Raw genomic sequence first — 24,405 nt, 5'->3', positions numbered from 1 at the left:
TAAGTATGAAGCTGTTAATTATTAAATTTATCAGCTTTACTTTAAACTATATTTAAATACTTGAATTCCTTTGGCTGTATGGACACGAAAAATCAAACAGGGGTTGTATGAAGGGATGGGAAATTGAATGATTTCCTCATTTTTAGGTTCCTTAGCCAATTGATAAATCATTGCTCCTTTCAAATCAAAAACACTAAAACCGCTCACTATCACATTTTTGCAAAAAGGGAAAGACACCCTGACTTGTTGATCATCATTAGTAATGAACATCTGAAAATCTTCTTGTTCAAAATCTTCAACTGATTCACATAAATCAACAAAAGCTTCTTGCCCCAAAGTATCAGAACATAGGGTTACTGGATCTTGATAGGTGAAATAGACAAAATGATTTCCTATTCCAGCTGCTTCAGGATGAAAATAACCGGTATCAACAAAAAGTCCAAAATATTGGCCCTCCTCAGGTTGTCCTTCGATTAGAGGATAAGCCACATGATTGTGACAAAACTCAGGTAATAAAGCAAATGAAAGTTCTGGTAATTCCTGAACGTGAATATAATCCTCAAGGAGCAAAGTATCGGAACTTACCGAATTACTCACCACCAATTTTACTTGATAAACACCCGATTCTTCATATTTAACCGCAGGATTAATATCATTCGACTCCTCAGGATTTCCATCTTCAAAATACCAATGGGTATTCACAACATCACCCGTACTGTAGTTCTCGAATGTGATGATATCTTTACGACAAATCATAGTATCTTCTACCTGAAAAAAAGCATGAACAGGTAAAGGAGCAAATGCGGTAACATTTTCAGAATGGCATTGCAAAATTTGCTTGGTGGTGTCATTTTGAATAAAACTTACCAATTCCATATTTTCAGGATTCCACTCCCCCTCTAATAAAAATTGTGCTTCTATTTCAAGGTAATTTGATTCTGAAAAATCCAAAGATATACCTTGAGCATTGGGCGACATGATTCTTTCCACATGATTCAAAATATAACTGCCTTGCCACTCATAGTTTATTTCGGATTCGGTAAGTGCCAAAATCAAACTAATGGTGTCACTTTCAATAGCTGCTACTTTAAATATACCTAATTCTAAAACCAGAGTATCCTCAAAAAACTCACCTGTTGCGGTTATTGTAAATGAAGATGGTGTATTATTTGATTGATGGAAGGCACTAACGTAATCTTCGTATGCTCCGGCTGCTATGGCTTGACCACCTATTATAGGATATGGAATATTCTGAATCTGATAAAAACCAGCTCTCTGATTGGCATATATATTAGAGAAGGGGTCGTTTAAGTGATAGTTGATGACACTAATCTGATAGCCATCAGCTTTCATTTGCTCAATAATCTGAGCCTCATTTGCACAAGCAGAACTCCATGTGGCCGTACCTATCTCTACTAGTACATTCTCCATAGTCACCTGACTATAAGACAAAATCACCATAAACATTAATAGGGAAACAAAAAATCTTCTCATGAGAAATCAGCTATTTGCGCAAAAATAAGAATTTTGAGGATGGGGATGAAATTGGATTTACAAATAGGAGAATTATTAATTTGCCACCCATGCAGGAATGGCAAGGTAAACCAAGACAGATATGGATGACCACAAATGGCAATTGCATAAAAAAAAGGAAGCCTTGACACTACGGTCAAGGTTTAAACGCAAATTGTCGCGGACAGAAAAAAAAATTTACCCCCTATACTCCAACAAGATGCGAAAGTTCATAAAAGAAACAGAAGGCCTACCCTTTAAAATCTTTTAACAAATGCAAGCAAGGAATTTGCCTATTTTTGCAAGACACAATACTATATCATTCTGAATCATGAAAAAATCAATCTATATTATCCTATTTAGTTTAATACTCAGCCTAGGCCTACAAGCGCAAACGCCTTTAACCGAAGCTGTAGATTTTAAAACCAAAGATATTCATGCCGGAATCCAACAACTCTTTACTATATTGGATGAAGATCAACAATATGTACTTATTGATTTCTTTAGTGTGACTTGTGGACCTTGTCAAACTATGGCTCCTATGATAGATTCAGTGTATCATTATTTCGGCCAAAACGAACATGGGTTATATGTCATGGCCATCGACCAGTTCTTCCCTACTGATATGGTGATGGGCTTTGAGGAGGATTATGCCACTCATTACCCTTTGGTTTCAGGATTAGATGGTGGTGGTGGTGATGCATATGAGGCTTATCAAATTCCATATTATCCAAGTTTAATACTGATAGCTCCAGATCATAGTATTATAGAACAAGCTATTCCGGAGCCCTCCTCAGCCAAAGAACTCATTGAGTTATTAGAATCACATGGTTTAATTTCTAGTTCCACAAATGAGCTTACAAACCAAACGGCCTTTAATGTATTTCCAAACCCAAGTACCGATAATATTCAAATACAATCTCAATCCAATCAAATCATTGAAAACATTAGGATATACGCTATCACTGGAAAAGAGGTACTCACTATAAATGGAAAATCATCCACATCAGATATAACTATCCATGTGAATGACTTTCAAAATGGGGTTTATCTTATTTCTGTAGAATACAAATCTGGAGAAAGATATTCCAGAACATTCATCAAGAAATAATATTCAAATTTTAATATCCTGATAAAATAGTCTGAAGAGTTTCAAATTTATTTTGATAATCTTTTAGCGACCTTTTAATCACTTCTTGAGCTTCTTCGGCACCATATGTATGAGTTATCTCTACATTCAGTTCATTTTGCCCTGGCATATCTTTATAAGTTAGGAAATAGTGCTTTAGTCTTTCAATAATTAAAGCAGGTGCATCATGAATATCTTTCATATTTCCATAAACCACATCACCATCCAAAACTGCTATAATCTTGTCATCAGCTTCGTCACCATCTATCATTCTAAAACCACCTATAGGTCGTGCTCTAACGAGAATATCACCGTGAGTGATTTCTTTCTCTGTTAAAACACAAACATCAATTGGGTCACCATCCCCAACAATTCCTTTTCTATCCGTCATTTTCTTACAATACTCCGCCACATTCTCGGCAGAATAGGTTTGAGGAATAAAACCATAAAGAGCAGGTACTGTATTAGAATATTTTGCAGGTCGATCTAGCTTCAAATATCCTGATTCCTTATCTACCTCATACTTTACCGTATCGGTAGGAACCATTTCGATATAACAAGTCATTACTTCTGGAGCACCTGTACCAACATCCACACCATGCCATGGGTGGGATTTATATCTTAAGCCCATTAGTTTCCCAATAGGATCCATTAATGAATTAGCCATTTATTGTATATTTTTTTATTTGTTACGTATATTTAGGTATTGTGTTGCAAAAATAGGGAAATATCTCCATCTAAATTTGAATAGCGGTGGCATATGTTACAGAAAGAAGCAGATTCATAAAAAAACAAGCATTTAAAGGTCGAAACATCAAAGATTGAAGTCTTTTTTGAGAAATAACCATATTATTTATGATAAATCCGCCATAATTAATAATTTTGAAGGCCAAAATTGAATAATGGATATTTATTCCCGCATTAAAGAAAAATCAGAGCAAGGAAAAAAGCAATTAGCTGTATTGGTGGATCCTGACAAACATAAAGTGTCAGATTTCCTTCCTTTAGCTAGCAAGTTGTCTTCTTACCCTATCGATTATTTTTTAATTGGTGGGAGCTTATTAAGTAAAGATTTGCTGGACGAGTGCCTTCTAGCCTTTAAAGAAGTCTGCAATATTCCATTGATTATTTTCCCAGGTGGTGTAATGCAAATTAATCCCAAAGCTGATGCCTTACTCTTTCTTTCTCTTATTTCTGGTAGAAATGCCGAACTATTAATAGGAAAACAGGTAGAATCTGTTCCATATATTCTTCACGCAAATATTGAACCTATTTCCACGGGTTATATATTAGTGGATGGTGGAAGCATGACCACAGCTCAATATATTTCTAACACCTTACCTGTTCCCGCCAATAAACCAGATATTGCTGCACTTACTGCTAAGGCAGGAGAAATGATAGGTATGAAAATGATTTATCTAGATGCTGGTAGTGGAGCAAAAAATAGCGTTTCAAAAGAAATGATTTGCAAAGTGAGAGCCATCACTGATTTACCATTAATGGTGGGTGGCGGCATAAGAAGTGCTGAAGCCATTCAAGAGAAAATCGATGCTGGTGCCGACTTGGTTGTTATTGGAACAGCTATTGAAAACGATCTCGCGTTTCTGGACCAGATTAAAACCATTTTCAATAAATAAAGCTTAAAATATTTAAATCTTTTCTTGAGTTTCACAAGAGGATTACCTCAATATTCACAGTGCATTCTTTACCATAAGCTTTTTTAAGATTTCCCCATCATTTTAAATAGGCTGGTTTGGTGCAAACTATTATCTTTACCGCCTGAAAAAATAATGATATGAAGAAAAGTTTACTATTAGCATTTTTTGCCACGCTTTATATGATGTCTATTGGACAATCAAATGCTCAATATTCCCCAGATTTCACTGCCATTACCATGGAGAAGGATACTTTTAATCTGGTAGAATTTTGGAATGAATATCCCAATAAATATGTGGCCTTAGAGTTCTTCTTTACAGAAAGCCAATTTTGTCAGGAAATTTCTCCAATGGTAGATTCAGCTTATCAGTATTTTGGAAATAATGAGCATGACATTCATTTTATTTCCATAAATATGGGAAATGACTCTGCAGCCTGTAAAAAGTATATCGACTCCTTATCTATTCAACATGGCGTTGTTCCTGGAATAGGAGGTAATGGAAATGACATCACAAATGCTTTCGAAATACAATCTTTTCCAACAGTTATTTTAATGAGTCTTGATAGTATAACCTATATTGATACGATTATGGCTGACGACACCATTAACAGTATTGAAATACTTCATACTAACATTATTATTCAAGACATCTGGCCTATTATTCACGCTACAGATATCATTGATACTATATTAGTTGCAGACAGCACAATATACCCAAGTACCACACAACAAGCCAATGGTATTTTTAAGCCAGAAAATGCACTAAGCTCTTTATTTATTTATCCTAACCCTGCTGATGAATTTATAAAAGTTGAAATTTCCGATTTTGATTCAGAAATTAACTATCAGATACTCGACCTTTCAGGGAGAATGATCTTAAATCAACGAAAAAACACTCTAAACAGTCAAGAGATCGAGATTAACGTTTCTCAATTACAAAAAGGCATATATTTCCTTCGCTTATTTGATGGCAAAAGAACTGCTAGCCAGAAAATAAACATCCAATAAAACTGTAACTTTTCCTTATATCCTGAGTATAACGAACTAGCTAAAGCTGAAAACTTTAGTCGGAATTCAATTTAAGGTAGACTTTGAATTTCAAATTGTGTTGTAAATGTTGTATTCATGAGACTAAAGTCTTCAAATTTAAGCGTCATTTTTTTGGCTTGCATTTGGCTTGCATCTATTCCTTACCAAACTATGGCACAAGGAAATAGAGGAGTCAACTCAGCAGAGCTTGTCTATTCTTCTCACCTGGTTGATGATGATACGAGTGGTGCAAGCGAAGGTGATGGAGATGGTTTAGTTGAAGCAGGAGAAACAGTTGAGTTCCCCTTAGCAATTGTTAATACCGGAACCTTAACAGCACATAATGTGAGTGCCATTCTTTCCTGCTCCGATCCCATGATAGATATTACAGACAATCAAGAATCCTTTGGAACCATTTCTGTTGATGAAATTGATTGGAGTAATAATGATTACGATTTTGAGGTATCTGCCTCTTGCCCAGAAAAAGATATTGAATTTATATTAAGCATTACATCAGATGAAGGCTATTGGGTGAGTACTTTTATCATTCATGTGAGCGAAGCTGGTCAGGCTCAGCTTTCTTATTTCAATCACCAAATTGATGACGATGACAACGGCAGTAGCGACGGAGATGGAGATGGAATTGCAGAATCTGGAGAATCTATTGAATTACCAATAAGTATAAAAAACACAGGCGAAGCAACAGCCAATAATGTATCGGCAATTCTTACCTGTACCGATCCTGATATTGAAATCACTGATCTTTCTGAATCATTTGGAGATATAATTACAAATGACGAATCTTGGTCTAATTACGAATACAATTTTAATATCTCACCTAATTGTCCCGATAAAGATGTAGAATTCACTCTACAAATTACTTCTGAAGAAGGTAGCTGGAACTCAAGTTTTACTATTTCCATTATTCATCCAGGTTCCCCAATTTTAGAATATGCCAATCATAATATTGACGATGACAGTTCTGGTTCTAGTGACGGTGATGGAGATGGAGTTGCAGAAGCTGGTGAGGCCATTGAAATTCCCATACAAATTCATAATGCAGGAGTCCTAAACGCCACAGATATTTCTGTTTCAATCTCTACATCAGACCCTCATATTGTAATTACTGATCATTTTGAATACTATGCAGATATTGCTGCTGGAGCAGTTGCTTGGTGCAATAATGACTTTGATATCGAAGTGAATTCCAACTGTCCTGATAAAGATGTGGTTTTTAATATGACCATTGAATCCAATCAGGGAATATGGTTTGATAGTTTTGTGCTACACATTTCTGAACAAGGAATGCCCCAATTGGCTTTCGAAGAACTAACAATTGACGATGACAACTCAAATAACAATGGGAATATTAATGGATTTGTGGAACCAGGAGAACATATAGAACTCCCTATTCTCATCCAAAACAATGGGGAAGCAAATGCCCATAATGTAAGTGCAGTTTTAAGCACAAACGATCCTCATATCGATATTACGGATGCCAACGAAAATTTTGGCAGCATTGATGCTGGTGATTCCGATTGGTCCAATAATGAATTTGACTTTTATGTACAACCAAATTGCCCAGATAAAGATGTCCTTTTTACCTTAAGCATCAGCTCCAACGAAGGGGTTTGGGTTTCCAATTTCACTATTCATGTGAGCATAGCTGGTAATCCTGAACTAGAATTTTCAAGTTTCAATATTGATGATGACGATGAAGGCTCCAGCTCTGGAGATGGCGACCATAAAGCCGAACCTGGTGAAAACATAGAAATTCCATTAGCCCTAATCAATACTGGTACTGCCATAGCTCACAACGTAACCGCAATTATTTCTTGTTCCGATTCTGATATCAGCATTACCGATGATACAGAAAGTTTCGGCACTGTTTCAGTAGGTGAAGTGGATTGGTCCAATTTAGATTTTGACTTTACTGTGGGTTATGGAACTCCTGAAAAGGATGTCATATTTCACTTAAACATTCTATCTGACGAAGGTAATTGGTCCGATACCTTTATAGTACACATTCATACAACAGAAGGCTTTCCTACAATAGGATTTAACGACCATATTATTGATGATGATGACAATGGTAGCTCCAATGGTAATGGTGATGGTATTCCTTCTGCTGGAGAAAATATTGAATTACAAATAGAAATTGAGAATATGGGCGATGCCAGTGCTCATAACATCTCTGCAGTATTAAATTGCGAAGATTCCGATATTAATATTACAGATGCCAACGAATCTTATCCCAATTTAAATGTAGGTGAATATGGATTATCCAACTATGCTTATAATTTTGAAATTGCCAATGATTGTGAAGACAAAACAGTCATGTTTACATTAAGTATTTCTGCTGATGAAGGAAGCTGGACCAGCACATTCTTTTTACCTATAGCTGGTGCAGGCATTCCACAATTAACATTTGATTCCTTTGAAATAAATGACGATAATGAAGGCGGAAGTTCAGGTGACAACAATGGTGTTGCCCAACCTGGAGAAACCATAGAACTACCTATTAATATTAGTAACATTGGAAATGGTCCAGTTCACTCTGTTTCTGGGCAACTTTTTACCAACGATCCTCACATTACCATAACCGATGATTTTGAAGAATTTGGCAACATCTCTGAAGGATCACAAGCTTGGTCATCTAATGATTTCAACTTTGAAATTGCTCAGGACTGCCCAGAAAAAGATGTTATCTTTAATTTGAAATTAGAAGGTGATGAAGGAATTTGGAATGTGGCCTTTCTAGTTCATATCACTCCTTATCAATACTTTCAAATTGAAACATTTTCTTCACCCAGCACAGCTGGGAACACCCAAGGGAACGGAAGTTATTTACTAGGAGAAGCCTGCACCATTCATACTGAAGCAAACGAAGGATATCAGTTTATAAATTGGACAAAAAATGGCTCCGAAATTACTTCTGACGAAACCTATAGCTTTGTTGTTGAAGAAGACTTAATACTACAAGCTAATTATGCTTTAAAGGACTTTACAGTTAACCTTATTTCCAATCCTAGTATCGGAGGAAATGTAGAAGGTGGAGGAATCTATCAATATGGAGAGTCAGTATCGGTATCAGCAATTGCACATCCAGAATATATTTTCATGGAATGGAGAGTAAATGGAGTGCAGGTATCCACCAATACCAATTATACTTTTTATGTCGGTCAAAATACCGAATTAATAGCTTATTTCCAGAGCAATTCGTTTACCGTAACTGCTGAGGCTAACATTACTGGAGGAGGAAATATAATTGGTGCTGGAGAATATAACTATGGTGATATTGTAAGCATGACAGCCTCAGGAATAAACGATTACGAATTTGTAAATTGGTCAGAAAATGGCTTAGTTGTTTCATCAAATGCCATTTATGAATTTGAAATTACAAAGAACAGAAATCTTGTAGCCAATTTCTCTGAAGATTATTATACCATTACCGCCGATGCTATTCCAGATGGTTCAGCCATAATTGAAGGAGATGGAAACTTTACTCCGGAACAATCTTGTCACATGTATGCCATTCCAAATCCAGGATACTATTTTATCAGTTGGCAAGAAAACGGCACATCGATATCAAGTAATCCTCACCTTGTTTTTCCTGTGGAACAAAACAGAAATCTAGAAGCTCATTTTGGTGTTTACGATTTTGAAATCTCAACAACTGTGAGTTCATCAATTGCAGGTATTGCTAGCGGTGGTGGGTTTGCTAATATTGGCGATGAAACTACTGTCTTGGCCTCACCCCATACGGGCTGGGAATTCTTTAACTGGACCTATAATGGCATTGTAATTAGTGATCAAGCTACATACACATTTTCAGTGAACAACAGCATGATTTTACAAGCCAATTTCATCATTGCAGAATATCATATTTCTACCTCAGCTAATACCGATGATGGTGGTGAAGTTGAAGGAGACGGAAATTTTATTTACGGAGAAACAGCCACTGTTATTGCCAACTCTTCTTCTACTTATTACTTTTTAAAATGGACAGAGGATGGTGATGTGGTATCTATAGACCCAGAATTCAGTTTCACTGTTACCTCAGACAGAAACTTAAAGGCACATTTCAAGGTTCAACAATTCAACATAGAAGCATTAGCAGTTCCTGCATATGGTGGAATTATATTAGGAGCTGGTTCGTATGATTATGGTAGCTCCATCACCCTTAGTGCCACGCCAAATACCAACTACACATTTGTAGGTTGGAAAGAGGATGGTGAGTTGGTGAGTGAAAATGATAATTATAACTTCTCTGCTTGGTCAAATCGCAATATTAAAGCAGTTTTCGAATTTATTGATGGCATTGAGAATACAGAGACCTCTTCAATTTTCGCTTATCCAAACCCAAGCTCTAGATACTTCAAAATAGAACTCTCAGAACGAACCCATATGCAAATCATTGATTTAAAAGGCCATATCATAAAAGAAGAAGTATTAGAAGTTGGAATCTCAGAAGTTGATTTACATGAAAACTCTGATGGTTTATACATCATGAGACTAGTGAATGGAAACCGCATTAACACTATCAAACTCATCAAAAGATAGGCCTTAAAAAAACTTGAAGAATTAAAAAATTCTTTCGTTACTTTGTAAATTCAATTTTCCTAGGGCTTATCAAAGCTCAGGAATGAAAAACCAACAGATGAAAACAATAGATCTACATATAAAAATCGAAGAGTTCGAAAATATCTCAGAACTAAACCAGCAAGATCAAGAATTACTTAAAAAAGCATGGGAAGCCTGTGATACCGCATACGCTCCCTATAGTAGGTTTAATGTTGGAGCTGCTGTTCTATTAGAAAATGGTGAAATTGTTAGTGGAAATAATCAAGAAAATGCGGCCTATCCAAGTGGTCTGTGTGCAGAGAGAGTAGCCATGTATTATGCTTCGGCGCACTATCCTGGAGTACCAATGAAAGCGATTGCCGTAGGCGTAAAATCTGATGTGGTGCATTTAGAAGACCCTGGGAGTCCTTGTGGATCCTGTAGACAAGTCATGGCAGAATACGAAAATCTTTATCGTACAAAATTGAGAATCATTCTCGGAAGTCCCCATACTCGTATTCAGGTTTTAGAAGGTATTGGTAGTTTACTTCCTTTGACTTTCTATGCGGAAGGCTTGAAAAAATAGGCTCATTCCTTTTTACTGAAAAAACACCAAGCTTAATGAGATTCATTAGACTTTTCTAATAATATACATCAGGTATTTTGTCTCTGATTTATGCCCCGATGCCTTATCTTCATATTTATAGATTAATGATGAATCCTTTAATATTTCAAAATCTATATTTGAATTCTGAATAGTCTCTTTTAGAATCTTAACTTTAGAACATGTATCCTGAATACAAATATATAAGACCCCTCCTTTTTCAATTTTTAAAGCCGCTTTAATAATCAGATCTGTTTCACGCTTTCTATCTCTTTTTTCAAAATGAAACATGGAATCAAACAGAATAATATTGAAATCTTGGAACTGATCAAATTGGTAGATATCATCTACTATGCCTACTAATTTCAATTTTTCTCTTTCAGATATTTTGTTCATTTGATCAATTCCAAGCTTTGATTGATCAAGACCTGTAACCTCGTATCCTAGTTTTGCTAATGCAATGGCATCTCTACCTTGACCACAACCTATATCAATCAACTTACCTTTGACTGGATAATCTTTAAAAAACTTTATTAATTCAACATAGGGTTCACCAAACAAATTCTCAGTCACGTAGTATTTATCATAATCAGCCATAATTCTAATATTCTTAAACAAATGAAGTTTTACATTAATGCTAGTGCTTCTTCAACACTAGAAACTGGTAATTTACAAGACTTATTCTCACAAACATAAATCAAAGATGTGCCTTTTTGATATCTTCCTTCCATAAGAGGCAAATAAGCATCCTTTTTACTACCTGCAAACACAGTATTAAAACTATAGGATTTTTGGATTTCAATAATCCATTCCTGACTCTTCTCTCCCATCATCACCACTTCTTTGGCTGGACTAAGAAAACGCATGAGTAATAAATCCCAATTGGCATAATAAACTTGTCCTTTTTTCAAGCTCGACTGCACATTCTGAAGCATCACCTGTGCATGACTGATATATCTTTGATCGGATAATATCAAACCTAAATCCATGAGGTTTTGAGCCATGATGCTATTGGCAGCAGGAATCACATTATCTGTCGTTTCCATTTTTCGCGCCACTAAATTATTATCCTCCTCTGTATAAAAGAACATTTGAGAATCAGCATGAAGAAATTCATGATAACAATTATTGAGCAATAACTGGCTTCTATCTAGGTATTCTTTTTTGAAAGTCACTTGGTATAAACTCACATAAGCCTTGATGAGCAAAGAATAATCATCGAGAAAAGCATCAATTTTTGCCACTCCATTTTTATAGGTCCTGTATAATTTACCTTTCTTGTCACTCAGTTTATCCCAAATAAAATTAGCATTCCTCTCAGCCATAATCAAATAACTTGTTTCATATAAGGATACATAGGCATCTATCAAACCTTGTAACATAATAGCATTCCATGAAGTGAGGATTTTATCGTCTAATCCCGGCCTCACTCGTTCTGCTCGAACTTCTAATAATTTCTCAATCGACCTAGTTAGAATTTCTTGTAATTCAGACTCCTCCAAATTAAATTGATGAGCTAGTTTTTCATAAGTCTCAATTCTCATGGGAATATTATGACCTTCCCAGTTACCTTGTTCACTAATATCGTAGGCTGCACAGAAGACTTCAGCACTATTTCCAAGAACTTGGTCTATTTCTAATTTAGTCCATACATAGAATTTACCTTCCACTCCTTCGCTATCGGCATCTAAAGCAGAATAGAATCCACCCTCTTCTTGGCTCATTTCTCTAGAAATATATTGCAAACTCTGGCGAATGGTTTTTTCGTAAAGTGCTTTGGGTGCTAATTTAAAAGCTCTAGCATATAAACTTATCAATTGCCCATTATCATAAAGCATTTTCTCGAAATGAGGTGCCAGCCATATATTATCTACTGAGTATCGAGCAAATCCTCCTCCAATTTGATCGTAAATTCCACCCATGGCCATTTTGTCAAGAGTAAGATGAAGAAAATCTAATGCCTCTGTATTTTTGTAGTATTGACCATAAGCTAATACAAATTCGAGTCCTATGGGTAATGGGAATTTTGGAGCTCCACCAAAACCTCCTTCTTTATGGTCAAAGGTAGCAGCAGTATTTTTGTATATTTCATGTAAATCAGCCTCCTCAAATAAGTCATGATCACTTTTCACATGAATCACTTCCGATTGGGCAATTCCGTTCAATAAATGATTGGCATAGTCTTCGAACTTCTGTGGATTCTCTTTATAAGAATTATGCAACGACTTAAGAGTTTGACGCCATTGGCTTGGAGGGAAATAAGTTCCACCAAAAACAGGTCTTCCATCGGGCATGGCAAAACAATTGAGAGGCCAGCCCCCTTGTCCTTTCATCAAATGTACCGCATTCATATAAACTTGGTCCACATCGGGTCGTTCCTCCCTATCCACCTTGATACACACAAAATTTTCATTCATCAACTGTGCTATCTCTACATTTTCGAAGCTTTCTCTTTCCATTACATGACACCAATGGCAAGCAGAATACCCAATACTCACCAAAATAAGTTTGTTTTCTGCCTTAGCCAAGGCCAAAGCTTCCTCTCCCCAGGGATACCAGTTTACTGGATTATGGGCATGTTGAAGTAAATATGGACTGGTTTCGTTAACGAGTTTATTGCTGTGCTTATGCTGATCTGACATGGGATATTATTTTTTTTATTTGTAAAGCAAAAATACACTTATTGAAACCTTTGTCATAAGAATAGAACTCATAAATATTTCATAATATCCAAGCTTTGAACCAGTATACAGTAATTTTGTAGCATGAACACAACACACTTCAATATTAATACCGATTTCGATGGCAATCCACCACGAGTGACTTTACCAAATCCTGAGTTTTTGAAATATCTTGGCGAAGAGAAGTTTAGAGCATTAGTGAGCCGACATTACGACCTCTTAGTGGAGAGTTCTATTAAAGAAATATTCCCAACCCATGAAAGAGCAATAGCAGCTGCCAAAAAGCATTCTGCCGACTTCTTTATTCAATTAATGGGAGGTCCGGAATATTATAAGGAAAGTCGTGGTGAGCCCATGATGCGCAAAAGACATTTGCCTTTTACTATTGATATGAATGCCAGAATAGTTTGGCTACAATGCTATCAGATAGCATTAAATGAGCTGACAGATGTGCCAGCTCATTTATTACAATCTTTTTGGGATTACCTCGAAAGGTTTAGTTTGTGGATGATTAATTCTTAATTAATTTCTTTACCGTTTTTTGACGATCATTCTTGATGGTCAATAAATACATCCCTTTATTCTCTTTGCTTAAATCGATATTGGCATTTTGACCTTGGTAGACTAATTTTCCTGCCATAGTTGTGATTAATATTTCATCAAATTGAGCTCCTTTGATAGTATAAATACCATTCCCAGGATTATTAGTGATGCTATAAAGATTTTCTTTATCAGTTACAGCAATACCTGTACCACTTGGTTGCCAATGGATACTGATACCTGCAAAACTTGGAACATCTGCTGGGGTTTGTGTATCTGGGTCAATTCCTTTGGTAAAAGTAAAAGACGAATAATTTCCAGTATTGTTTTTATCAGTCAATTCCATCCAAACATGATAAGTTCCATCAGGCATTAAATCACCATTAAAGTCTAGGCCATTCCAAGTACAACTACGAGTGGCATGACTATTTCGAGTAGCGCCAGTAATGGCATCTGTGGTATTATATTCACTTCCGGCAGCACCTGTGGAGGCTTGCCAAGTATTGAGGTGAGTCTTTCTGTTTTGAGCATAAGCCATCAGGGTTTTTACAAACTCCCCATTGTCATTTTCTACCCAAATGGCCACAACATTTCGTGGGTTGTAATTTCCTCCGGCATTACTGGTAGTAGCCGTGACGGTGAGTTCACCATAGGTTTGTGCAAATAATCCAATAGATGCAAATAATGATAATAATAAAAGTGTAGCAGTTTTCTTCATAGCTATATTTTTGTTTCTAATAAAAAGCTAAGATAGGAAAGATTTCAATCTGGTAATGAACCACCGAAACTTAAAACCATTTAATGGAAATGAGGTCTACTATTTTTAACAAGAAATCTGCAATTTGATTGGTGATTTCCACTCCTTCGCTACGTCCAACAATATAAAGTAGGAATACCACATAAATACTTATTAAAGCTATAGCTTTCCCAATACCAAGTTTTTTCCCAGAGAGATAGATAACAAAAGCTATCACCGTTAGAATCAACAAAAACATCCTCAGTTCACCACTTTGCAAGATAATTTCATGGGACATATGAATAGGACTATAAATAACAGTATAAAGGAACAATGGTAAACCCAGTGCAAAGCTAATATCGAAAATATTACTTCCCAAAGCATTACTTACAGCATCGTCGTAATTCCCTTTTTTAGCATCACGCATGGATAAAATGGTATCGGGAACACTAGAAGCAGCAGAAGCCAAAACAATAGCCAGAAACATAATGGGAATTCCCATAGTATGACCCATTTGTTCAATGGAAAAAACCAATAACAAACAAGCTGCAGCAATAATAGTAGTAGACAAAACTAATAAAAACCAAGCATTGGATTTATTAATTTTCCTATCACTTAACACTAGAGACTTTAGATTAAAAGTAAAAAAGCTTCGAATAGCAGGCATTCTATCTACCTCCAAATGATATTCTTCAACAGCATCTCTGTCCTTTTTCTTCATGGTGCCTAAAGTATAGGCTGCATATATCACATATACTACCATCAATATCAAACCGTGCCCCCAATGCAAAGTATCACCACTAATCATGGTTATTAAAATAATCTCTGCTAAAATCAATGCTATTCCATCTCTCAATAAAACTTTACGCATCACCACAATGTTTTTAGCAACACCTGAGAAGATAACCACAAAGATAACAGCAGCAGGTATAATCATACCATTGAATATAGCACTCCCGGCAGTAGTTCCTATTCCTCCACTAAAACCATTTTCATCTCCCAGATAAAACAAAAAGAAAAAAGTGGTGAGCAATTCGGGCATAGAGCTAGCAATGGCATTAATAGTGGCTCCTTTTACCCCCTCCGACAAATGACGACCTAAATAACTAGCAGCTGCTTCAAAACCGTCACTTGCACGCCAAATGACTAAACAACTGATAATGACGTAAATTACTTGTAGAATAATATCCATAGCATATTTTAATAAGGCGAAACAAATATAATAAAAAGGAAAGAATTAAGGAAAATTTTTCTAGGTAATTCCCAATCCGCTTTTCAGGAAGAATTATCTAATGGGAATAATATCTATCTTTATCACCAAAATTATTCCTTTGACAAAAATAAGCTCCTATACCAAAGCCATTAGTCTTTATAGCAATGCTTCAATTATATACTTGAAGTTGTATTTGTATTTAAAGATAGAATATTCAAAGGATCTAGATTTTCCTGAGGAGTTGAAAAAGAACTATTTCTATCATTCCAGTTATTACAATAGAACCAAGCAATATATGCATGCCAATCATTTTTTTGGTGAATTGCTCACGAGTATTTTGGGGAGAAAGATGAGCAAAGAAGAAAGAAGGCTTTTTGCCAATCTAAGTTCCTGCGCTCCCATTTTTGATGATTTCTTTGAAAACAAAACCGATTTAGACCACATCAGAACACTACTTCATCATCCAGATAAAAACAGTGCTTTATCTCCTTCTGAAAAACTATCTGTCCATTTCTTAAATAATATTTTAAAGTCTGACATAAATCAAAAGGCTTTCTTACAAGCGGCTGACGATTTATTCTTGGCTCAATTAGAAAGCAAAAATCAAAAAGACCAATCCTTAAACCAAGAACAGCTTTTGGATATTAGCGATAGGAAAGGTGGTTTTTCTGGTCTTATGTACACCCTGTTTTTGCAGGAGTCTAGTGCAAAGGATTTCTCATCACTAGGTTATCAATTGGGTAGCTTTGGACAATTGATGGATGATGTGTTTGACCTATATGATGATCAAAAAGAAGGAATTAGAACCTATGTGAATCAATCGCAAAAAATAATTGATCTCCGATTTGTTTTAGAGGAGAAAGAAGAACAAATTTTAGGCTTGGCTTTTAAAGTAAGCTCCTCTCCTAGGTATTTCAAAAAGTTTAAACAAGTATTGGCCGTATTTACGAGTATCATAGAATTGGCCATTGAGCAATATGAGAAACTAGAACTAAAACAAGGTGTTTCACCAATTAATTGTCTAAGCATTGAGCGAAAAGCATGGATAATAGATATGGAAAAAGCCTCCAATATGAGGAAGCTTTTTTTTAAATCTGTTGGGAAGCTTGAAGCTTGAAGCGCGAAGCTCGAAGTTGGAAGCTTTAAAAATAATTATTTTACAGCTTTTTCCTTGCTCAGCCATGTGGCAACTACATCTATAATAATTCCAATCACCATTCCTGCACCCACTAGAATAACAGCACCCATGGGCTTACCATCTAACAAAGGAGTGATACCTAATCCCATACTAACAATGATACCAGCAATAGCACCTCTAATTACAGGATGTGGTCTACAGTTCCCCATAAAACCAATAAACATACCAATGAGCAATCTGTTATAAAATACAGAGCCGATAATGCCAGTAGTAGCTACAAAGCCTAATTCTCCAGCATCTGAAGACATTTTTGTTCCATAAGCGCAAAACGCACCTGCCAACGCACCTATGGCTGTTGCTATTAAAAATCTTTTTCCATGCATAGTTTTAATTTTTGATAAAGATAATATTTTGTTTTTAAAGAGAATCCATTTACTATAAAACAACAACAGAAAACATTAACCATCTCCACTATTAGCACCAAAAATAACCAGCGTATTTCATACTGATATTTAGACTACTAAAGTGATTTTACTTTTGGCATGACTTTTTCATTGAATACCAAAAAATGTTAAGTGGACCCGATTTTTCCTGTATTTTTTTATATTTGCCACTCATTAAAATGAAATTGAAATAAAATAGAAGAGAAAACTATGAAAAACCTAAAAAAAGTACTGATTTTATTATTTGTTGGATTGGTGAGCTTTAATTATGCTCAAGATATGAACGCTGCAGGAGAAGCTTTTAATAATGGTAACGAAGCCATTAAAGCTAAGAATTTTGCTGGTGCTGTTGGATTTTACGAATCAAGTTTAGACGAATGTAATATGATTGGTGCTGACGCTGCTGATCTGCAAGCTAATGTAGAAAAACAGCTAACAAAAGCATATTATTATAATGCCCAAATTCTTTATAAGAAAAAGAAATTTGACGCTTCTGTTGCTGAGTTCAATAAAGCCATTGAAGCTGCTGCAGTATCTAAAGATACAAAAACAGCTGGAAAAGCTAAAAACTTTATCCCTAAGGTATATGCCAGTCAAGGTTTATCCCTAGTTGGTGACAAAAAGTACGACGAGTCTTTAGTGATTTTCGAAAAAGCTTTAGGATCTAAAGCCGATTGTGTAAATGCTTATTACGGTATGGGACTTGCTTATAAAGAAAAAGACGATATTGATGCTGCAGTTGAAAGTTTCGATAATGCAGTTAAAAATGGAGCTGGAAATCCTAAAGCTGAAAAAACAGTAAATAAAGCCAAGTCAGCAGCTCAAAACATGTTAGAAGCCAATGCTGCTAAAGAATTACAAATTGAGCATACACAGCAAGCTATTGATTATTTAAACAAAGCCAACACTTATGGTACAGGCTCTGCAAACACTTATTATATGTTAGCTTTAGCCTATAACAAGCAAAGTAAATTTGACGATGCCATTAAAGCTGCCACTCAAGCTCTAGCTACAGAAGGTGTAGATGGAAACAGCGTTAATTTTGAGCTTGGTAAAGCTTACGAAGGAAAAGGCGATGCTGCCAATGCATGTACTTCTTATAAAAAAGTTACTGGTGGCCCAAATGTTAAAGCTGCCGAATTTCAAGTTAAAGAAGTTTTGAAGTGTAATTAATCGCAGATTAAAATATAATAAAAGCCGTTTCAATTCATTTGAAACGGCTTTTATCTTGTTATTTGGTTTTCATTTACCTCGAAAAAGTCATTTCAAGCTGATGATCAGAGTCGCCGGGCTCCAGTACCCGCTAGCGCAGAAACGCTTTCCATGCGCCCTACAATACTGTATTTCTGTATCTTAAGCATATGTTTTTAATTCAAGTATTTCCATTATTATATCCAATACAATAGGCCATTCAGCATCCGATAGTTATCGGATTTCTAGCTGAGCTAAACAAAGATAACAAAATAGTTTTGAGAAACTTACACACTCGGAAAACATACTGAGGCTAGGCTCAGCAGAACTTTCCGAGCGAGCTAGTTTACTAATAAAGGTGAATCTCTATATCTGAAGGTTCAAATTCAGTTTTGCTCCTAAAGCATTAAAAACTCTCATTACTGTTTCAAGAGTTACATTTCCTGTACTATTTTCAAGCCTGGAGATTTGTGCTTTTTTTACTCCTACTAATTCTCCTAATTGCTCTTGAGTTAGATTCCTTTTCTTTCTGGCAATTTTAATCATATCCCCAATCAATTCAAGCTTTAACTCAAATTCATATTCATCTCGTTCTACAGTCCCCTTTTTCCCAATTAAAAGGTCTTCTGCCTGGTCTAAAGTGTAACTTTTCATCTCTCCGTATTTTTAAAATATTCGCTTCTAATTTTATTTGCCTTATCAATTTCCTTTTTTTCGACTTTGCTCTTTTTCTTTACAATTCCATGAGTTGCAAAAACTAGCGTTTCCGTTTTATCATCTTTATCCCAAAATGCTAGAAGCCGATATTGAACCCCAGAATACAAGGTTCTAAACTCCCAAATCTCGTCAGTAAGTTTCTTAAAGAATTTTGGATCAGATTGTTGTTCTGCTCTTCTTATATTCTGTAATATCTTGTTTCTGGTTTTAAGATTTTGCGATTTAATAAATTCAAAAGCTTCCTCTAGTAATTTTGTTTCAAATCGTTTTACCATATTGTCTTGAAAGAAAAATAGACTACAAAGATACACAATGTTTCGTCTTATGTAAACTTTTTGTGTGTTATATTTTTACTAACCACGATAGTAACAAATTGTTTTGAGTATTATATCCACTCAGAAAACATACTAAGGCTACCCTCAGCAGAACTTTCCAAACGAGATAATCTACCTGGAAAAAGTCATTTCCAAAACAATATCAGTTTCCCCGGGTTCTAGTATCATTTCGGTTTCTGTTAGCTTTTTAATTGTGGTGCGGGCTGTTTTGTCATTCCAATCGGGTACCGTGATATCCAATGCTGTTTGGTTTTCTGCCCAAGCCCAAGTGGTGGTTTTGTAAAGCTCACCATTTTCTATTTTACGCCACTCTATGCTACCATCGGTTTTAAATTTCCATACATATTGCCAGGTGAGATAGGCATAGCCATGGCCATTTAAGTAATAGGTGTCAATATTCCATGTTTGGCATAGTAATTCTTCTTTTGTAGGAGGTGTTGGCTCTTCTTCCTCGTCTTTTTTACAGGCCGAAAAAAGCACTGCAAAAATGAATAATGTTAAAATTGATTTTTTCATTTTGTTTTTGATAAAATGAAGTCAGGTTGCGAATATTTCACAAAATATAATTCATTCGCGCCCTGACTATTAATTATTTAATCCGCTTTTATATGCTCCACTAACTCAAATTCCTGTCCATCTCTTAAAACTATTTTTACCAAGCCCATGCCTTTTTTTACATAAGTCTCTGCCAACTCCTCTTGCTGTGGTTTGCAGGTATAATGATAGACATCTTCAAGCAAGTTACCATTAATGTTTATGCTGTCTAATTTTATGGCATACCTCAAATCGAAGTAACTATTCGCTTCAGGACGACTTACATCAATACTAGTTGAAGGAGAAATAACAACATAGAAACCTTCTTTTACTCTACTAATAACAAAATCACCACTAAATATTTCTATTTGGTCAATATAATAACGCGAATATATGCCCATGCTCGCTCGACAGTACTTATTGCATTCATCTCCATTTGTTGGAGTATAAAGGTTTGAACTATTACCGTAATTACTTAATCGGACAAGTATTATTGAATCAGATGCAGTATGTTTAAAAAGCAAGGAGTCATATTCATTATATGGAAACCAAGATGACTCTTCAGCTGTTAATTTAGGACAATCAGGTTCCTTACAGTCATTACAAGAACTGATTATTAAAACCAATAGAATTAATGAGAGATAAAAAAACGCTTTTTTCATATTTTAGTTTTTAGTGCTTTACAATAAATTTTTCTCGAAATGCTATGCCATTATTATCAAATGCTTCTATATAATAAAAACCGTTTCGAACAAATGAAACGGTTTTTATAAATGATTATTTATTGATTATAACACTACAAACTTTTCCTGATAAACTTGATTATCTATTACTACCTCTGCAATATATAGTCCATTGCTTAGGGCAGAGATATCTATAGTAGTTCCTGAATGATAATTGGGTTCTATTTGGGCTGTTTTACCATATGCATCTCTAATTGTGATCTGATAGGATAAACCTGAACGATTACTAAACTCAAAATGCAATTGATTATTAGCTGGATTAGGGATAACTACAAAAACATTTTCACTATCAACGATACTGCTTTTGTCAATATTTTTAGCCTCCTCATTTGATGAAGTAAAACTTGAGTTATCCGGTAGGTCTTCCCATTCATATTGAATATAATTATTATCGGCAAACTGGGTTGATTTGCTATTTTGAGCCTTATCCCAACAATCGAATTCTTCTATTTTAGCTGAGAAACGCCCACCCGGAACAACATGAAAACCAGGAGTTAACTTAATCATCTCCCCTGCCACCAGGTTTAAATCACCATTTGAACTCACAACTCCATTATCCGTAAATGAATGAAAGGCTCGGAGATTTGCCGGGTTATTAACATTTCCATATGTGACTCCATCTTCCTGATATGGATAATCTTGTGAAGAAACAGAGTTTAACATATTTCTATATGGAATATATCCATAATCCCAACCATACCACCAATTGAGATAGTAATGGAATAGATTATATAAAAGCATATAGTCTAAACCAGGTGAGCTACCCCTACCTTGCTCAATCCAATCCTCACCATACTGTTCTGATACATAACTTCTAAACCTATTACCAGAAGCCCATCCATTCCCAGCCCTTCTATATATTTCACAATCACAGAAATCAAAATGGATATAATCATCTCCTCCCTCAGGCTTAAATTGATAAGGCCCACACCAAGGAGCTGTTTCTAACATTTCATGTATAACAGCTTCCGAATTTTCTTCTCCATTAAAACTTCCTGACAACCCAGTTCCATCATTTATATATTCAGTATTTGCATCATCATCTGGACCCTGAAACAGGATATAGGCTAATAAATACAAATATTGATGATTTTCATTATTTAGCAGGTCATTAATTCTTCCATCTGTATTAGTAAATGCTTGATCCCATGAATTTGCAATAGCTGCTAATGTAGAAGCATTCACTCTGTTGTAGTGATTACCAGCTGGAGCAAACATTGAAAATCCCCACCATAGCTCACTACCGTCACCATTCGTGCAATCATTTAGAAATGAGGTTGGAATAGTATGACCCGTTAACTTCCTAATCGCTTCACTGAAACCCCATCTAAAAAAATATACCCATGGGCCTCTGTTTACTAATTCTTGATTAGGATCAAAAATAGTCCAATAACTCGCCACATCAACAGCTGGCAATGGGTTTGGAAGAATTCTATTAAATAATATCTCCCAATATATCCCCTCTTCTTCATCCATATCATCAAAACTAAAATACGCAGGACCATTGCTTAAATCAACATTGCCAATATAGTCACCAATATTATTCACATTTGTTATGGCATTCTGTACAAAATTATATGGAAAGTTCTCTTCACCTGTCAATGTGTTATTAAAAGTAATATCGCCCCAAGGCATACACTTGATTACCATACCAAATCCCATAATCATTACAGCAGCTTGATCTTGACTCATTGCTTCAGCCTTCTTATGTTGAGAAGTATTTCCATCAAAATGAACATCACTAATATATGCAGGCAAACCAGGTGGCCTACTTTTAAAATCGTCTTCTTGATTCATACCAAAGTTTAAATGATTATAATCAGGTTCTGCTTCTCCGTTAACCAACTGAATATCACACCTCATAAAAAAACCATCTTTATAAGCCACATTTTTAAACCATGGATCATATGTTTCGCATAAGTCCAATCTTTCAAAAGCTTTTATTGCATAATACAATTCTGTCAAAGTCTGATCCCTTTCTAAAGACTGATTCCCTAATAGCTTATATTCTGTCGCAAGTACAGATAAATACCAACCTAATTTAATTGTTTGGTCTCCAACACTAACTTTTTCACTTTCCCAATGGTTTCTTGAACCAAATACAACACTGTTACCAGGACCTTCACCAGGTAAGACAAAATATTTTAATCGCTCTCTATAGAACCAATATTTCTCATGCAATTCAGAAGCCATAGAGGTATTAAAATTATTTTGAGTAAAAGATTGCATTGAAAAAACTAGAGTAAAAAATATAATAAGTTTATTCTTCAAATTCATATCTATATGTTTTGCCAGAATAAAAAGTATTTAAAACCAATTGATTTTCAGTTAGTTTTTCAAGGTTAAAAACAATTTTTTCTTGCTTAGAAAAAGGAAGAAAAGCAATGTTTTCGTAAATAATCATAGGCATACCACTTTCTGAAGTTGTGTTTGTTATTGATAACTTTTCATCATTTAAAAATGAATACCTCGATGAATAAACAAAGTGACGATCATAAGATTGGAAATACATGTAAAACAAGTAACTACCTCCATCTTGACCAACAACTAAATTTGTTAAACTCACAGAGTCATTAATTAAATATCCTGTCAAATCCTCACCACCAACACTAGCATACTTAATATTATAACTTCCTTTGATTAATTCTATTAAGTTCTCCTCTTTATCGCATGAATACATTGAAAGTATTAATAATGCCAAAGAATACATCAAAAGTTTAAAATACAATTTATTCATTATGTTTTATTTTTCTGAGAATTCCATCCTGTAGAGGTCTTCTCCAATTAATTGTTCAAATACTAGTTCCTGAGCAGTAAGCTTTTTTATCTCCACCTTATCCCATCCTAACTTCACTAATTTGAAATATGGAAAGGAAAAGTTTTCAAATTGTTTTAGAATATGAGATTTCGAATTGATAACATAAATCTCTATATTCTCCTTATTATCTATCCATCGCCATTCAATATTAAAAGTATATGGTTGAGCAAAATACACTATGGCAGTGGCTGTACCATCTTTATTAAACTTATAGTCGGTATCAAACATAGTTTCGTTTTCTACTCCATTTTTAATTTCTTTATCTAATTGCCATGTCCTACAAAGCAAATCATCCTTATTAACTTGTGGTTCCACTTCCTCTTCTTTTTTACAAGAGCTAAGTCCAATCAAAAGTGCGGCAAGCACAAATATTATATTTTTCATATCGTTTTTCTTTTTATTGGTTTTCAAGCTTTTCTTTTAAACTATCTATCTCCTTCTGCTGTTGAGCAATATCCTTTTGCTGTTGGATAATATAAAGAGTCAATTCCTCCACCTTCCTTAATAAGACATCATCCATTTCTCCAAGGTTGTATCCGTTTTCGGCAAACTCATTGGCGCTCATTACTTCTGGCAAATGCTTTTTGGTGTTTACGTAGTTTTCTAGCTCTGTTAATGGCATCAATGGGTAATCTTCCTCAAATACATAATCAGAACTTGGTACTGTTTCGGTTACTAGAATTTCTTTGGCATTTATGGAGCCGTTTACTGCTAATTTATGAGTGCCAGCATTTTCTGTTCCGATTCCAATTCTTCCATTAAAAAATAGATTTCCATTTATATCCTTAAATTGAGGTTCTTGCCATGTAGCATCGCCATCAG

General features: G+C 35.2%; 22 protein-coding genes and 1 pseudogene. 8 read left to right on the top strand and 15 right to left on the bottom strand.

The features are described from left to right. Positions 1-36: 36 nt before the first annotated feature. Positions 37-1,494 (bottom strand): PKD domain-containing protein, encoded by a 1,458-nt coding sequence (locus HNS40_RS10810; RefSeq protein ID WP_172280650.1) that lies wholly within the window; start codon positions 1,492-1,494, stop codon positions 37-39. A gap of 349 nt (positions 1,495-1,843) precedes the next feature. Here HNS40_RS10810 and HNS40_RS10805 point away from each other — a divergent pair, with 349 nt between their 5' ends. Then, positions 1,844-2,623: a T9SS type A sorting domain-containing protein gene (locus HNS40_RS10805; protein WP_172280648.1), complete on the top strand. Its 780-nt coding sequence runs from the start codon at positions 1,844-1,846 to the stop codon at positions 2,621-2,623. A 10-nt stretch (positions 2,624-2,633) separates the two neighbouring features. Here the strand turns inward: HNS40_RS10805 and HNS40_RS10800 are convergent, their stop codons facing one another. Next, positions 2,634-3,308, bottom strand: coding sequence for an inorganic pyrophosphatase (locus HNS40_RS10800; RefSeq protein ID WP_172280647.1), 675 nt, complete (start codon positions 3,306-3,308; stop codon positions 2,634-2,636). Between the two features lie 235 nt (positions 3,309-3,543). Between HNS40_RS10800 and HNS40_RS10795 the strand changes: the two genes are divergently transcribed. From HNS40_RS10795 to HNS40_RS10780, 4 genes are all read left to right on the top strand, one after another. Beyond that, positions 3,544-4,278 carry a geranylgeranylglyceryl/heptaprenylglyceryl phosphate synthase gene (locus HNS40_RS10795; protein ID WP_172280645.1) on the top strand — a complete coding sequence of 245 codons (735 nt, stop codon included), beginning with the start codon at positions 3,544-3,546 and terminating at the stop codon, positions 4,276-4,278. Between the two features lie 158 nt (positions 4,279-4,436). Further along, a complete protein-coding gene (locus HNS40_RS10790) occupies positions 4,437-5,306 on the top strand; it encodes a T9SS type A sorting domain-containing protein (RefSeq protein WP_172280644.1) in 870 nt (289 codons plus the stop codon). A gap of 192 nt (positions 5,307-5,498) precedes the next feature. Further along, positions 5,499-9,890, top strand: a complete 4,392-nt coding sequence (locus HNS40_RS10785) for a T9SS type A sorting domain-containing protein (protein WP_172280642.1) — start codon at positions 5,499-5,501, stop codon at positions 9,888-9,890. Positions 9,891-9,918: 28 nt separating this feature from the next. After that, positions 9,919-10,476 carry a cytidine deaminase gene (locus tag HNS40_RS10780; protein ID WP_371742934.1) on the top strand — a complete coding sequence of 186 codons (558 nt, stop codon included), beginning with the start codon at positions 9,919-9,921 and terminating at the stop codon, positions 10,474-10,476. A gap of 45 nt (positions 10,477-10,521) precedes the next feature. On the opposite strand, the gene HNS40_RS10775 is transcribed toward HNS40_RS10780, so the two are convergent. Beyond that, the gene (locus tag HNS40_RS10775) at positions 10,522-11,091 is read right to left on the bottom strand and encodes a methyltransferase domain-containing protein (protein ID WP_172280639.1); all 570 of its coding nucleotides are present in this window, start codon (positions 11,089-11,091) and stop codon (positions 10,522-10,524) included. A gap of 29 nt (positions 11,092-11,120) precedes the next feature. After that, positions 11,121-13,136 carry a thioredoxin domain-containing protein gene (locus HNS40_RS10770; RefSeq protein ID WP_172280637.1) on the bottom strand — a complete coding sequence of 672 codons (2,016 nt, stop codon included), beginning with the start codon at positions 13,134-13,136 and terminating at the stop codon, positions 11,121-11,123. 123 nt (positions 13,137-13,259) lie between these two features. On the opposite strand from HNS40_RS10770, the gene HNS40_RS10765 reads away from it, so the two are divergent. Next, the gene (locus tag HNS40_RS10765; RefSeq protein WP_172280636.1) at positions 13,260-13,697 is read left to right on the top strand and encodes a globin; all 438 of its coding nucleotides are present in this window, start codon (positions 13,260-13,262) and stop codon (positions 13,695-13,697) included. Here the strand turns inward: HNS40_RS10765 and HNS40_RS10760 are convergent. Both HNS40_RS10760 and HNS40_RS10755 read right to left on the bottom strand, forming a co-directional pair. After that, positions 13,687-14,433 (bottom strand): DUF2271 domain-containing protein, encoded by a 747-nt coding sequence (locus HNS40_RS10760; protein ID WP_172280634.1) that lies wholly within the window; start codon positions 14,431-14,433, stop codon positions 13,687-13,689. The two genes, HNS40_RS10765 and HNS40_RS10760, sit on opposite strands and share 11 nt — an antisense overlap. 70 nt (positions 14,434-14,503) lie before the next feature. Further along, positions 14,504-15,643 (bottom strand): sodium:calcium antiporter, encoded by a 1,140-nt coding sequence (locus HNS40_RS10755; RefSeq protein WP_172280633.1) that lies wholly within the window; start codon positions 15,641-15,643, stop codon positions 14,504-14,506. 139 nt (positions 15,644-15,782) lie between these two features. Here HNS40_RS10755 and HNS40_RS10750 point away from each other — a divergent pair, with 139 nt between their 5' ends. Further along, complete coding sequence (locus HNS40_RS10750) at positions 15,783-16,781, top strand: class 1 isoprenoid biosynthesis enzyme (protein ID WP_172280632.1); 999 nt, start codon at positions 15,783-15,785, stop codon at positions 16,779-16,781. 35 nt (positions 16,782-16,816) lie between these two features. On the opposite strand, the gene HNS40_RS10745 is transcribed toward HNS40_RS10750, so the two are convergent. After that, complete coding sequence (locus tag HNS40_RS10745) at positions 16,817-17,185, bottom strand: hypothetical protein (protein WP_172280630.1); 369 nt, start codon at positions 17,183-17,185, stop codon at positions 16,817-16,819. Positions 17,186-17,455: 270 nt separating this feature from the next. Here HNS40_RS10745 and HNS40_RS10740 point away from each other — a divergent pair, with 270 nt between their 5' ends. Next, a complete protein-coding gene (locus HNS40_RS10740) occupies positions 17,456-18,418 on the top strand; it encodes a lipopolysaccharide assembly protein LapB (protein WP_172280629.1) in 963 nt (320 codons plus the stop codon). A 384-nt stretch (positions 18,419-18,802) separates the two neighbouring features. Here the strand turns inward: HNS40_RS10740 and HNS40_RS10735 are convergent, their stop codons facing one another. From HNS40_RS10735 to HNS40_RS10700, 8 genes and pseudogenes are all read right to left on the bottom strand, one after another. Then, the gene (locus HNS40_RS10735; RefSeq protein WP_172280627.1) at positions 18,803-19,090 is read right to left on the bottom strand and encodes a helix-turn-helix domain-containing protein; all 288 of its coding nucleotides are present in this window, start codon (positions 19,088-19,090) and stop codon (positions 18,803-18,805) included. Further along, positions 19,087-19,428, bottom strand: coding sequence for a type II toxin-antitoxin system RelE/ParE family toxin (locus tag HNS40_RS10730; RefSeq protein WP_172280625.1), 342 nt, complete (start codon positions 19,426-19,428; stop codon positions 19,087-19,089). The genes HNS40_RS10735 and HNS40_RS10730 overlap by 4 nt, the downstream gene beginning before the upstream one ends. Before the next feature lie 171 nt (positions 19,429-19,599). Beyond that, the gene (locus HNS40_RS10725) at positions 19,600-20,004 is read right to left on the bottom strand and encodes a hypothetical protein (protein WP_172280623.1); all 405 of its coding nucleotides are present in this window, start codon (positions 20,002-20,004) and stop codon (positions 19,600-19,602) included. Between the two features lie 77 nt (positions 20,005-20,081). Continuing rightward, positions 20,082-20,684, bottom strand: coding sequence for a hypothetical protein (locus HNS40_RS10720; protein WP_172280620.1), 603 nt, complete (start codon positions 20,682-20,684; stop codon positions 20,082-20,084). Between the two features lie 126 nt (positions 20,685-20,810). After that, on the bottom strand, positions 20,811-23,042 hold the full coding sequence (locus tag HNS40_RS10715) for a T9SS type A sorting domain-containing protein (protein ID WP_172280618.1): 2,232 nt from the start codon (positions 23,040-23,042) through the stop codon (positions 20,811-20,813). Beyond that, entirely contained in the window at positions 23,026-23,502 is a 477-nt protein-coding gene (locus tag HNS40_RS10710; RefSeq protein WP_172280616.1) for a hypothetical protein, read from the bottom strand. The genes HNS40_RS10715 and HNS40_RS10710 overlap by 17 nt, the downstream gene beginning before the upstream one ends. Positions 23,503-23,508: 6 nt before the next feature. Next, a complete protein-coding gene (locus HNS40_RS10705; RefSeq protein WP_172280614.1) occupies positions 23,509-23,967 on the bottom strand; it encodes a hypothetical protein in 459 nt (152 codons plus the stop codon). A 13-nt stretch (positions 23,968-23,980) separates the two neighbouring features. Next, positions 23,981-24,405: pseudogene (locus HNS40_RS10700) on the bottom strand (hypothetical protein); the annotation flags it as partial.

It is taken from the genome of Lentimicrobium sp. S6, from assembly GCF_013166635.1.
Classification (GTDB): domain Bacteria; phylum Bacteroidota; class Bacteroidia; order Bacteroidales; family UBA12170; genus UBA12170.
This window is presented reverse-complemented; position numbering and strand designations above follow the sequence as displayed.

Coding starts and splice junctions, on each gene's coding strand:
- HNS40_RS10740 (WP_172280629.1), top strand. CDS start 17,456: ATGAAAAACCTAAAAAAAGTACTGATTTTATTATTTGTTGGATTGGTG.
- HNS40_RS10800 (WP_172280647.1), bottom strand. CDS start 3,308: ATGGCTAATTCATTAATGGATCCTATTGGGAAACTAATGGGCTTAAGA.
- HNS40_RS10810 (WP_172280650.1), bottom strand. CDS start 1,494: ATGAGAAGATTTTTTGTTTCCCTATTAATGTTTATGGTGATTTTGTCT.
- HNS40_RS10745 (WP_172280630.1), bottom strand. CDS start 17,185: ATGCATGGAAAAAGATTTTTAATAGCAACAGCCATAGGTGCGTTGGCA.
- HNS40_RS10795 (WP_172280645.1), top strand. CDS start 3,544: ATGGATATTTATTCCCGCATTAAAGAAAAATCAGAGCAAGGAAAAAAG.
- HNS40_RS10725 (WP_172280623.1), bottom strand. CDS start 20,004: ATGAAAAAATCAATTTTAACATTATTCATTTTTGCAGTGCTTTTTTCG.
- HNS40_RS10785 (WP_172280642.1), top strand. CDS start 5,499: ATGGCACAAGGAAATAGAGGAGTCAACTCAGCAGAGCTTGTCTATTCT.
- HNS40_RS10790 (WP_172280644.1), top strand. CDS start 4,437: ATGAAGAAAAGTTTACTATTAGCATTTTTTGCCACGCTTTATATGATG.
- HNS40_RS10755 (WP_172280633.1), bottom strand. CDS start 15,643: ATGGATATTATTCTACAAGTAATTTACGTCATTATCAGTTGTTTAGTC.
- HNS40_RS10765 (WP_172280636.1), top strand. CDS start 13,260: ATGAACACAACACACTTCAATATTAATACCGATTTCGATGGCAATCCA.
- HNS40_RS10710 (WP_172280616.1), bottom strand. CDS start 23,502: ATGAATAAATTGTATTTTAAACTTTTGATGTATTCTTTGGCATTATTA.
- HNS40_RS10805 (WP_172280648.1), top strand. CDS start 1,844: ATGAAAAAATCAATCTATATTATCCTATTTAGTTTAATACTCAGCCTA.
- HNS40_RS10720 (WP_172280620.1), bottom strand. CDS start 20,684: ATGAAAAAAGCGTTTTTTTATCTCTCATTAATTCTATTGGTTTTAATA.
- HNS40_RS10760 (WP_172280634.1), bottom strand. CDS start 14,433: ATGAAGAAAACTGCTACACTTTTATTATTATCATTATTTGCATCTATT.
- HNS40_RS10735 (WP_172280627.1), bottom strand. CDS start 19,090: ATGAAAAGTTACACTTTAGACCAGGCAGAAGACCTTTTAATTGGGAAA.
- HNS40_RS10705 (WP_172280614.1), bottom strand. CDS start 23,967: ATGAAAAATATAATATTTGTGCTTGCCGCACTTTTGATTGGACTTAGC.
- HNS40_RS10770 (WP_172280637.1), bottom strand. CDS start 13,136: ATGTCAGATCAGCATAAGCACAGCAATAAACTCGTTAACGAAACCAGT.
- HNS40_RS10775 (WP_172280639.1), bottom strand. CDS start 11,091: ATGGCTGATTATGATAAATACTACGTGACTGAGAATTTGTTTGGTGAA.
- HNS40_RS10715 (WP_172280618.1), bottom strand. CDS start 23,042: ATGAATTTGAAGAATAAACTTATTATATTTTTTACTCTAGTTTTTTCA.
- HNS40_RS10730 (WP_172280625.1), bottom strand. CDS start 19,428: ATGGTAAAACGATTTGAAACAAAATTACTAGAGGAAGCTTTTGAATTT.